Consider the following 11,093-nt stretch of genomic DNA (forward strand, 5'->3'; position numbering starts at 1 on the left):
GTAATTTCCAATGGCTTTAATCGCTCGAGCTCGCAAAAAGCGCAAGCCGGTCGCCGAGATGAACGTGGTGCCTTACATCGACGTGATGCTGGTACTGCTGGTCATCTTCATGGTGACCGCGCCGATGCTCAATCAGGGCGTGAAAGTTGATCTGCCCAAGGTTTCCAGCGAAGCCTTGCCGCAGGACAACAACACCCAGGTCCTGACCATTTCGATCAAGGCTGACAAGACCTACTACTGGAACCTTGGCAGCGAAGTCGACACGCAAAAGCAGCAGGACAAGGCAATGACCTTGCCGCAAATGACTGACGCCGTGACCAAGATCATTCGCGCCGGTACTGAAGGCGGCAAGCGTACCCAAGTGTTCATCCGCGGCGACAAGACCGTTGATTACGGTTCCGTCATGGGCGCGATGGGCGGGTTGCAGAAAGCCGGAGTCGGTAACGTTGGCTTGATTACCGAGGCGCCCTGATGCAGCAACAGCGAGAGCCAACAGCCTCGGAAAGCTACTTCTGGCCTAGTGTCTGGGCGATTGTCTTGCACGTGCTGGTTTTCGGCATGCTGTTCGTCAGTTTCGCCTTCACACCGGAGCTCCCGCCGGCCAAGCCGATTGTCCAGGCAACCCTGTACCAACTGAAGTCGAAAAGTCAGGCGACCACCCAGACCAATCAGAAGATTGCGGGTGAGGCGAAGAAATCCGCCGCGCGCCAGACCGAAGTCGAGCAGATGGAGCAGAAGTTGATCGAGCAGGAAGCGATCAAAGCCGCGGAACAAAAGAAGGAAGACGCGGCTCAAAAAGCCGAAGAATCCAAGAAGGCCGACGAGACCAAGAAAGCGGAAGAGGCTAAAAAGGCTGATGAAGCCAAAAAAGCCGATGAAGCGAAGAAGACCGCCGAAGCCAAAAAAGCTGAAGAGAAACAATTGGCTGATATAGCCAAGAAGAAGTCTGAAGAAGAAGCCAAGAAAGCGGCTGAAGAAGAGGCCAAGAAAGCGGCCGCGGAAGAAGCCAAGAAGAAGATCGTCGAAGACGCGAAGAAGAAAGCTGCTGCCGATGCTGCGAAAAAGAAATCGCAGGAAGCGGCACGTAAATCCGCCGAAGAGAAAAAGGCTCAGGCCCTGGCAGATTTGCTTTCCGACACGCCAGAGCGTCAGCAGGCCTTGGCGGATGAGCAGGGTGACGAAGTCGCCGGCAGTTTCGATGACCTGATTCGTGTGCGTGCAGCAGAAGGCTGGACTCGTCCTCCTTCGGCGCGCAAAGGCATGACGGTCGTGTTGCAAATCGGCATGTTGCCGGACGGTACGGTGACTTCGGTCAGCGTATCCAAGTCCAGCGGCGATGGTCCTTTTGACGCTTCGGCTGTAGCGGCGGTCAAGAATATTGGACGTTTGACAGAAATGCAGGGAATGAAGTCGAGTGATTTCGCTCCATATCGTTCATTCAAGATGACATTCACACCTGAGGACTTAGCCCAGTGAGAAACCTTCTCCGAGGAATGCTGGTCGCTATCTGCTGCATGGCAGGGATGGCGATGGCAGATGAGAAAAACATTCTGGTCACCAGCGGCAGCGATCGGGCTACCCCGATCGCCGTTGTACCGTTCGGTAACCAGGGCGGTAGCGTGCTGCCGGACGACATGGCTGAAATTATCGGTAACGACCTGCGCAACTCGGGTTACTACTCGCCGATTCCAAAGCAGAACATGATCAGCCAGCCGAGCCAGGCCAGCGAAATCATCTACCGTGACTTCAAGGCGCTGGGCGCTCAGTACGTCATGGTCGGCAGCATTGCTCCGGCGGGCGGTCGCCTGCAGGTTCAATACGCTTTGTTCAACGTCGCTACCGAACAGCAAGTGCTGACCGGCAGCGTGTCGGGCAGCGTTGATCAACTGCGCGACATGTCGCACTACATTGCGGACCAGTCGTTCGAAAAACTCACCGGCATCAAAGGTGCGTTTTCGACTCGTCTGCTGTACGTGACTGCAGAGCGTTTCTCCGAGAAGAACACGCGCTACACACTGCAACGTTCGGATTATGACGGTGCCCGCGCCGTGACCCTGCTGCAATCGCGCGAGCCGATCCTGTCGCCGCGTTTCGCACCGGATGGCAAGCGCATCGCTTATGTGTCGTTCGAGCAGAAGCGTCCGCGTATTTTCATGCAGAACATCGACACCGGTCGCCGTGAGCAGATCACCAACTTCGAAGGCCTGAACGGCGCACCAGCCTGGTCGCCGGATGGCAATCGCCTGGCGTTCGTGCTGTCGAAAGACGGTAACCCGGACATTTATGTGATGAACCTGGGTTCGCGTCAGATCACTCGCGTCACCAACGGTCCCGGCATCAACACCGAACCGTTCTGGGGTAAGGATGGTTCGACCCTCTACTTCACTTCAGACCGTGGCGGCAAACCACAGATCTACAAATCCAGCGTTAGCGGCGGCGGTGCCGAGCGTGTGACCTTTATCGGTAACTACAACGCCAACCCGAAGCTTTCGGCTGATGAAAAGACCCTGGTGATGATCCATCGCCAGGATGGTTTCACTAATTTCAAGGTGGCGGCCCAGGATTTGCAGCGCGGCAGCGTAAAAATCCTCACTGATAGCACTCTGGACGAGTCGCCTACTGTTGCGCCCAACGGCACCATGGTAATCTACGCCACCCGCCAGCAGGGCCGGGGAGTCTTGATGCTCGTGTCCATTAATGGGCGCGTAAGGCTCCCGCTTCCTACCGCACAAGGCGAAGTCAGAGAACCTTCCTGGTCCCCTTACCTGAACTGACGCGGCGCTACACGTTTTACTTAACACACTGGGGTTCATTAGGAGTTTCACGATGGAAATGCTGAAGTTTGGTAAATTTGCTGCGCTGGCTCTGGCCATGGCTGTAGCTGTAGGTTGCTCGTCCAAAGGCGGCGACAACGCCGGTGAAGGCGCTGTTGATCCAAACGCTGGTTACGGCGCTAACACTGGTGCCGTTGATGGCTCCCTGAGCGAAGAAGCTGCTCTGCGCGCAATCACCACCTTCTACTTCGAATACGACAGCTCGGACCTGAAGCCAGAAGCCATGCGCGCTCTGGACGTTCACGCCAAAGACCTGAAAGCAAACGGCGCTCGCGTTGTTCTGGAAGGCAACACTGACGAACGTGGTACTCGTGAGTACAACATGGCACTGGGCGAGCGTCGTGCGAAAGCCGTTCAACGCTACCTGGTACTGCAAGGTGTTTCCCCAGCTCAGCTGGAACTGGTTTCCTACGGCGAAGAGCGTCCAGTTGCTACCGGCAACGACGAGCAGTCCTGGGCTCAAAACCGTCGCGTCGAACTGCGTAAGTAATTCGTCATGCGAACGTGCCGTCGTGCTGTAACTGTTTTGGCTCTCAGCCTTGCACCGCTTGCGGTGTGGGCTGCGGTTCCTGTGGTCGAGGACAACTCCGGCTATAACAATAGCGGGAGTAGTTATCCGCCTGCGGGTTACGGTACGAACGGCGCCTATGCCGGGGGAGGGGTTTCGGCTCCTGTCTCGGCACAGGGCGAGCTGTTCAACCAACTGCAATCGATGCAGGAGCAGATCTCGCGCCAACAAGGCATCATCGAAGTTCTGCAAAATGATGTAGCGCGCATGAAGCAGGAAAACCTGGAGCGATATCAGGATCTTGATCGGCGCATAGGAACCGGCGTTGCACCAGCCGCAACTCCTGAGAATTCTTCTTCCGGTGGCAATTTGAACGCCCCCGGTGCAGCAGTGGGCGCAGGTGCTGGGGCGGCAGCCACTCAAGCTCCTGCCGCGGGTAGCGAGCCGGCGGATCCGGCGAAGGAAAAACTGTATTACGATGCAGCCTTCGACCTGATCAAGGCCAAGGATTTCGACAAGGCCAGCCAGGCTTTTGCCGCTTTCCTGCGCAAATACCCGAACAGCCAGTACGCGGGTAACGCCCAGTACTGGTTGGGCGAAGTGAACCTGGCCAAAGGCGATCTGCAAGGTGCAGGTCAAGCATTTGCCAAGGTGTCGCAGTTGTACCCCAAGCACAACAAAGTGCCTGACTCGCTTTACAAGCTGGCTGATGTAGAACGCCGCCTCGGTCATCCCGACAAGGTCAAAGGCATTCTGCAGCAGGTTGTGTCCCAATATCCGGGCACTTCCGCCGCTCAGTTGGCCCAGCGCGATCTGCAGCGCATGTAAGCCTGCCAGACCCGTTTCAAAGAAACCCGCGCTTGTCGCGGGTTTTTTCGTTAGAATTCACGCCCTTTTTATGAAACACGCTTTTTGGGATCTGCGCATTGGCGGGGTTCCTTGAAGTGCCTGACGGAGGCGGACAGCCTGTTTAGCTGTTACGCCCGTGGCGACTATGCAAGACACATTGAGAATCACCGAAGTTTTCTACTCGTTGCAGGGTGAAACGCGGACTGCCGGGCTGCCCACTGTTTTTGTGCGCCTGACCGGTTGCCCATTGCGTTGCCAATACTGCGACAGCGCCTATGCGTTCTCTGGCGGCACTGTCCGTACGCTCGACGATATCCTCGAGCAAGTGGCCGGTTTCCGCCCGCGTTATGTGTGTGTCACCGGCGGCGAGCCGCTGGCGCAACCTAATGCCATCCCATTGCTCAAGCAGTTGTGCGACGCCGGTTACGAAGTGTCACTGGAAACCAGTGGTGCACTTGATATCTCGGCGGTAGATTCCCGGGTCAGTCGCGTTGTCGACCTGAAAACCCCGGGTTCGAAGGAAGCGCATCGCAACCGCTACGAGAACATCGAGCTGCTCACGCCCAACGATCAGGTGAAATTTGTCATCTGTTCGCGGGAAGACTACGACTGGGCTGTGTCGAAGCTGATTCAGTACGGTCTGGACCAGCGTGCCGGCGAAGTGCTGTTCTCGCCAAGCCACCATGACCTGAATGCTCGGGACCTGGCGGATTGGGTGGTGGCGGACAACCTGCCAGTGCGTCTGCAACTGCAGCTGCATAAATATCTTTGGAATGACGAGCCGGGGCGCTGATATGACAGAACAACTGAACACTGCTGAAAAACGTGCGGTCATCTTGCTGTCCGGTGGTCTCGACTCGGCGACCGTCGTGGCCATGGCCCGTGCTGAAGGCTACAGCTGCTACACCATGAGTTTCGACTACGGTCAGCGGTCACATGCCGAATTGCATGCCGCTGAGCGTGTTGCCCGGGATCTGGGTGTGGTCGAACACAAGGTGATCGGTCTGAACCTTAACGGCATCGGTGGCTCGGCACTGACCGACACCAGCATCGACGTGCCGGAGGAAGCTGGCGAGGGCATTCCGGTGACTTACGTGCCGGCGCGCAACACGGTGTTCCTGTCCTTGGCGCTGGGTTGGGCTGAAGTGCTGGGCGCACGTGACATCTTCATCGGCGTGAACGCCGTCGATTACTCCGGTTACCCGGATTGCCGTCCCGAGTTCATCGAGTCCTTCGAGCGCATGGCCAATCTGGCGACCAAGGCCGGTGTAGAAGGCAATGGTTTCCGTATCCAGGCGCCGCTGCAAAACCTCAGCAAGGCGCAGATCGTCCAGGCGGGCGTGAAGCTGGGCGTCAATTACGGGCTGACCGTTTCCTGCTATCAAGCCGACGATCATGGCCGCGCATGCGGCAAATGCGACAGCTGCAGACTGCGTGCTGAAGGCTTCGCAGCGGCCGGAATCAGCGACCCAACACCTTATTTCTGATTTATTTCAAATAAGGTGTTGAATAACCGTTAAAAATCAGTATTATACGCGCCACCACACAGCGGGTCGTTAGCTCAGTTGGTAGAGCAGTTGGCTTTTAACCAATTGGTCGTAGGTTCGAATCCCACACGACCCACCATTTTTGTAGCAGTTTTAAAAGTCTGGAAGGCCCACGCAAGTGAGGATTTCCGGATTTTTTTTTGCCCGCGATTTAAGGTCGACCCCGTTCGGGGCTGCACTGCGTGACACAGGTCAGAATCATCTTTTGCATCCACGGGATATTCTGTAGCCTTGCGCAGCTTCAACGCTGTCCGTGCCTGATGAATACCCACTTTCCCGGCGGTACCCTGAAGGGTCCGGAGCCGGGTGTATACTCGACTTTCGCGCGAATGCGCCTGCAGGTCTTGCGAACATGACGCAGATTTCCGAACGCCTTCTGGTTCAAGCCCACCTCGACGCCAAGCAGCCCAAACCGCTGACAGTCGAGGAGGAGGCCTATTACCGTGCAGCCATCGCCGCCGAGCTCAAGGCTCAGGACGCGGTGCTGGTTGCCCACTTTTATTGTGATCCGGTCATTCAAGCCCTGGCTGAAGAAACCGGTGGCTGTGTCTCCGACTCGCTGGAGATGGCCCGCTTCGGCAATGCTCACCCGGCCAAGACCGTGGTGGTCGCCGGCGTGAAATTCATGGGCGAAACCGCCAAAATCCTCAACCCTGAAAAACGCGTGCTGATGCCGACCCTGGAAGCGACCTGCTCGCTGGACCTGGGTTGCCCGGTAGACGAGTTTTCGGCGTTCTGCGATCAGCACCCGGAACGAACCGTCGTGGTGTATGCCAATACTTCGGCGGCAGTCAAAGCCCGGGCGGACTGGGTCGTGACTTCAAGTTGTGCGCTGGAAATCGTCGAAAGCCTGATGGATAACGGCGAGACGATCATCTGGGGCCCGGACAAGCATTTGGGCACCTACATCCAGCGCAAGACCGGCGCGGACATGCTGCTGTGGGACGGTGCCTGCATCGTTCACGAAGAGTTCAAGTCCAAGCAGCTCGAAGACATGAAGGCGCTTTATCCGGATGCGGTGATTCTGGTGCATCCGGAATCGCCGACTTCGGTGATCGAACTGGCGGACGCCGTCGGTTCCACCAGTCAATTGATCGCGGCAGCGCAGAGCCTGCCGAACAAGACGCTGATCGTCGCCACCGACCGCGGCATCTTCTACAAGATGCAGCAGTTGTGCCCGGACAAGGTGTTCATCGAGGCGCCAACGGCGGGTAACGGCGCGGCGTGCCGCAGTTGCGCACATTGCCCGTGGATGGCGATGAATACGCTTGAGCGCGTGCTGAAGAGCTTGAAAGAAGGGACGAACGAGATCTTTGTTGATCCGGCACTGATCCCGCAGGCCATTCGGCCGTTGAAGCGGATGCTCGACTTCACCCAGGCGGCACGGATGAAGCTGGCCGGGAACGCCTGAGATTTATCAGGCAAGTCGCAAAAACTGTGGGAGCGGGCTTGCTCGCGAAAGCGGTGTGTCAGGCAGCATAGATGCAGTCTGACACACCGCTTTCGCGAGCAAGCCCGCTCCCACATTGATTTTCGCGTTCCGGGATTACTTGGTTTTCTTTGGAATGCGAACAAGCTGGGTATTGGAATACATGTCATGCCAGCTGCGCTTCTGTTTATCGAACAGCGACCAGATGAAACCAAGGCCCACACACAGCAACGAAGCGATCGACACCACAAAGCGCAGCAGCGCCTGCCACAGGCTGATGGACGAGCCGTCGGCGTTCTGCACACGGATGCACCACACTTGCATGCCCAAGGTCTGACCGGACCAGGTCCAGAACTTGGCAAAGAAGCCGAACAGCACGAACAACAACACCGTCGACAGCAACGGATCACCGTCCAGCGCACCGGCTTCGGTCAGGGTGCGCATTTTGTCTTCGCCGATGATCGCCATCTGGATCATCTTGTAAACGCCGCTGGTGACGATCAGCAGGGCGGTGCACAACAGGAAGTCATAGAACATCGCTGCCAGGCGACGACCGAGGGTCGCGGCGGGAAAGTCGCCCTGAGGTTTGAGCAGGTGTTTCGACATGGCAGGGCTCTCGACGAAAAAAGAAGCCATTTTACGGATTTACGCGCACAAAAAAGCCCCTGATGTCAGCATCAGGGGCTTTTTCGTAACAGAAGGTTAGGCTTCTGCTTGTACTTCGTCAGCCTGCATGCCTTTCTGGCCTTGCACGGCGATAAAGGTCACTTTCTGGCCTTCTTTCAGGCTCTTGAAGCCGTTGCCCTGAATAGCGCGGAAATGCACGAACAGATCCGGACCGCTTTCTGGAGTGATAAAACCAAAACCTTTCTCGTCGTTAAACCACTTGACGGTACCGCTCTGACGTTGGGACATTTCTTATTTCCTTTGACGCAAAAATTAATGACAGTCTCTTTCTCATGAAAGAGTACTGGGGCTGGTTGCAGGAGAGTAAGAAGACGTCGAACGGGATGTAGCTAACTTGTAGGCTACTGCCCAGGTCACGATTCCAAGCGACCCATGCAAACACAGTGAACAAACTCTACGCCAACTACGGGAGAAAAAACAAGCCCTGTGAGAGGCCCGGTTTTGCTCGCGTTGGTGGCATTCTCATGCCAACTAGTGCTGGCTTATGCGATAGAGGTGTTCAATTGTTTTCGATCGTTATAAGCAAAGTTCATAAACGAAGCTTACAGTCAAAGACATGCACTGTTTTATGGCGGTTGCGTTACACATTAGTGCACTGTTAACGCAACCGCGTTACTTATAGAAACAGTCAATCAGCCACGATAGTAGCGTTGTGGAACAAATGGCATTTTGCTTACAAGCATAGGCACCTTTTTCCCACGAACGATCGCGAACACTGGTGTATCGATGGCGATGTAGGCGCTGTCGAGGTAACCCATGGCCAAAGGGCCGCCCAGGGTCGGGCCGAACCCGCCGCTGCACACGGTGCCGATGATGTCGCCCGCTTCATTGACGATTTCTGCACCCTCGCGCACGGGGGTGCGTTCCTGCGGCAACAGGCCTGCGCGCTTGCGGCTGACACCGGCTTGCTGTTGAGCGAACACAGTCTCTGCGCCAGGGAAGCCGCCAGCCCGTGCGCCATCAGCGCGACGTGGCTTGGATATGGCCCACAGCAGGCTCGCTTCGATCGGGGTGGTCTCGGTGTTCATGTCGTGGCCGTAGAGGCACAAACCGGCTTCCAGGCGCAGCGAGTCGCGAGCGCCAAGGCCAATGGCCGCGACTTCCGGTTCGGCCAGCAGGGCACGAGCCAGGGCTTCGGCGTTGGCGGCCGGCACGGAGATTTCGAAACCGTCTTCACCGGTGTAGCCGGAGCGGCTGACAAAGCAGTCCACACCCAGCAGTTTCACCCGGGCGAACTGCATGAAAGTCATCTTCGCCACTTCAGGCGCCAGGCGTGCGAGCACGGTGACTGCCGCCGGACCTTGCAACGCCAGCAACGCGCGCTCTTCAAACAGCGGCTCGATGGTGCACTGATCACCGATGTGCTGACGCAGATGGGCCAGGTCCTGATCCTTGCAGGCCGCGTTGACCACCAGGAACAATTCGTCGTTGCCGAGGTTGGCGACCATCAGGTCGTCGAGGATGCCGCCGGTCTCGTTGGTGAACATGGCGTAGCGTTGCATGCCCACCGGCAGGTCGATGATGTCCACCGGTACCAGGGTTTCCAGGGCCTTGGCGGCATTGGCGCCGGTCAGGCGGATCTGGCCCATGTGCGAAACGTCGAACAGCCCGGCCTGATCACGGGTGTGTTGGTGCTCTTTCATTACGCCCAGCGGGTATTGCACCGGCATGTCGTAGCCGGCAAACGGCACCATGCGGGCGCCGAGTTCGATGTGCAGTGCGTGCAACGGGGTTTTCAACAGTTGTTCGGTGGACATATCCAGCTCCTGAAAAAGTGTGCAGATGCAATGAGCGTGCATCAGCACTCGATAATGTTGACCGCCAAACCGCCACGGGCGGTTTCCTTGTATTTACTTTTCATGTCGGCGCCAGTCTGGCGCATGGTGCGGATGACCTTGTCGAGGGAGACGAAGTGTTGACCGTCGCCGCGCAGGGCCATGCGCACCGCATTGATGGCTTTCACCGAACCCATGGCGTTGCGTTCGATGCAGGGCACCTGCACCAGCCCGCCGATCGGGTCGCAGGTCAGGCCGAGGTTGTGTTCCATGCCGATTTCGGCGGCGTTTTCCACTTGCTGCACAGTGCCGCCCAGTACTTCGCAGAGGGCTCCTGCCGCCATCGAGCAGGCCACGCCGACCTCACCCTGACAGCCGACTTCGGCGCCGGAGATCGAGGCGTTCTCTTTGTAGAGAATGCCGATGGCGGCGGCCGTCAGCAGAAAACGTACGACACCGTCTTCGTTGGCGCCGGGGATGAAGCGCATGTAGTAATGCAAAACCGCCGGGACGATGCCCGCTGCACCATTGGTGGGCGCGGTAACCACGCGTCCGCCGTTAGCGTTTTCCTCGTTGACCGCCAAGGCGTACAGGTTGACCCAGTCCAGCACCGACAGCGGATCGCGCAACGACGATTCAGGGTTCTTGCACAGTTGCCGATGCAGCGCTGCCGCCCGGCGTTTGACCTTCAAGCCGCCCGGCAGGATGCCTTCGTTCCTGCAACCGGCGTCGACGCAATCCTGCATCACTTGCCAGATTTTCAGCAGACCGGCGCGGGTTTCCGCTTCCGGGCGCCAGGCACTTTCGTTGGTCAGCATCACCTGGCTGATCGACAAGCCATAAGTGGTGCAATGACCGAGCAGGTCCTTGGCGCTTTTGAACGGGAAGGTCAGCGGCGTGGCGTCCTCGACGATGCGATCGGCGCCGGCGGCGTCTTCATCGACCACGAAGCCGCCGCCGACCGAGTAGTACTCGCGGCTGCGGATCTGCAGACCTGCGGCGTCGAATGCGCGAAAGATCATGCCGTTGGGGTGATAGGCCAACGGTTTGCGGATCATTGCCAGGTGTTCTTTTTCGTTGAACGCAATGCTGTGTTCGCCGAGCAGGTTCAAGCGACCGTTGCCGCGGATGTCTTGCAGGCGGGCAGCGACGGTTTCGGTATTCACAGTGTCCGGGTGTTCGCCTTCCAGGCCGAGCAACACAGCCTTGTCGCTGCCGTGTCCTTTGCCGGTGGCGCCGAGTGAGCCGTAGAGCTCGACTTTGACGCAGGTGGTGGCGGCCAGCAGCCCTTCACGGCGCAATCCTTCGGCGAAGCGCGCAGCGGCGCGCATCGGGCCGACGGTGTGGGAGCTGGAGGGGCCGATGCCAATCTTGAACAGGTCGAACACGCTTAACGACATGGTTGTTCTCCGGTTTCTTGTTATAGGAATTGGCGAGAATCTTGTGATTAGACACGGTCCCTGT

The 11,093-nt window shown here is 57.7% G+C and carries 12 protein-coding genes and 1 tRNA gene; 9 read left to right on the forward strand and 4 right to left on the reverse strand.

Features of this window, described 5'->3' with window-relative positions:
- The first annotated feature begins 19 nt into the window (after positions 1-19).
- From tolR to nadA, 9 genes are all read left to right on the forward strand, one after another.
- Positions 20-472 (forward strand): protein TolR, encoded by a 453-nt coding sequence (gene tolR / locus FBY04_RS15385; protein WP_162491085.1) that lies wholly within the window; start codon positions 20-22, stop codon positions 470-472.
- Entirely contained in the window at positions 472-1,476 is a 1,005-nt protein-coding gene (gene tolA, locus FBY04_RS15390; protein WP_145315725.1) for a cell envelope integrity protein TolA, read from the forward strand. Before tolR ends, tolA begins: the two co-directional genes overlap by 1 nt.
- A gap of 17 nt (positions 1,477-1,493) precedes the next feature.
- Positions 1,494-2,774, forward strand: a complete 1,281-nt coding sequence (gene tolB, locus FBY04_RS15395) for a Tol-Pal system beta propeller repeat protein TolB (RefSeq protein ID WP_371850910.1) — start codon at positions 1,494-1,496, stop codon at positions 2,772-2,774.
- Between the two features lie 52 nt (positions 2,775-2,826).
- Positions 2,827-3,324 carry a peptidoglycan-associated lipoprotein Pal gene (gene pal, locus FBY04_RS15400; protein WP_003178634.1) on the forward strand — a complete coding sequence of 166 codons (498 nt, stop codon included), beginning with the start codon at positions 2,827-2,829 and terminating at the stop codon, positions 3,322-3,324.
- 6 nt (positions 3,325-3,330) lie between these two features.
- Positions 3,331-4,170: a tol-pal system protein YbgF gene (gene ybgF, locus FBY04_RS15405; RefSeq protein ID WP_145315726.1), complete on the forward strand. Its 840-nt coding sequence runs from the start codon at positions 3,331-3,333 to the stop codon at positions 4,168-4,170.
- 166 nt (positions 4,171-4,336) lie between these two features.
- On the forward strand, positions 4,337-4,984 hold the full coding sequence (gene queE / locus FBY04_RS15410; RefSeq protein ID WP_084318975.1) for a 7-carboxy-7-deazaguanine synthase QueE: 648 nt from the start codon (positions 4,337-4,339) through the stop codon (positions 4,982-4,984).
- A 1-nt stretch (position 4,985) separates the two neighbouring features.
- Positions 4,986-5,678, forward strand: coding sequence for a 7-cyano-7-deazaguanine synthase QueC (gene queC / locus FBY04_RS15415; protein ID WP_145315727.1), 693 nt, complete (start codon positions 4,986-4,988; stop codon positions 5,676-5,678).
- 63 nt (positions 5,679-5,741) lie between these two features.
- Positions 5,742-5,817 (forward strand) — tRNA-Lys (locus FBY04_RS15420).
- A 273-nt stretch (positions 5,818-6,090) separates the two neighbouring features.
- Positions 6,091-7,149, forward strand: a complete 1,059-nt coding sequence (nadA, locus tag FBY04_RS15425; protein WP_145315728.1) for a quinolinate synthase NadA — start codon at positions 6,091-6,093, stop codon at positions 7,147-7,149.
- A 135-nt stretch (positions 7,150-7,284) separates the two neighbouring features.
- On the opposite strand, the gene FBY04_RS15430 is transcribed toward nadA, so the two are convergent.
- The 4 genes from FBY04_RS15430 to FBY04_RS15445 form a co-directional block, all read right to left on the reverse strand.
- Positions 7,285-7,773 (reverse strand): RDD family protein, encoded by a 489-nt coding sequence (locus FBY04_RS15430; RefSeq protein ID WP_084318981.1) that lies wholly within the window; start codon positions 7,771-7,773, stop codon positions 7,285-7,287.
- Positions 7,774-7,869: 96 nt separating this feature from the next.
- Entirely contained in the window at positions 7,870-8,082 is a 213-nt protein-coding gene (locus FBY04_RS15435; protein ID WP_007977299.1) for a cold-shock protein, read from the reverse strand.
- A 404-nt stretch (positions 8,083-8,486) separates the two neighbouring features.
- Positions 8,487-9,611 carry a glycine cleavage system aminomethyltransferase GcvT gene (gene gcvT / locus FBY04_RS15440; protein ID WP_145315729.1) on the reverse strand — a complete coding sequence of 375 codons (1,125 nt, stop codon included), beginning with the start codon at positions 9,609-9,611 and terminating at the stop codon, positions 8,487-8,489.
- Between the two features lie 41 nt (positions 9,612-9,652).
- Complete coding sequence (locus FBY04_RS15445) at positions 9,653-11,029, reverse strand: L-serine ammonia-lyase (RefSeq protein ID WP_084318985.1); 1,377 nt, start codon at positions 11,027-11,029, stop codon at positions 9,653-9,655.
- Positions 11,030-11,093: the final 64 nt, after the last annotated feature.

This window comes from Pseudomonas sp. SJZ080, assembly GCF_007828295.1.
Lineage (GTDB): Bacteria > Pseudomonadota > Gammaproteobacteria > Pseudomonadales > Pseudomonadaceae > Aquipseudomonas > Aquipseudomonas migulae_A.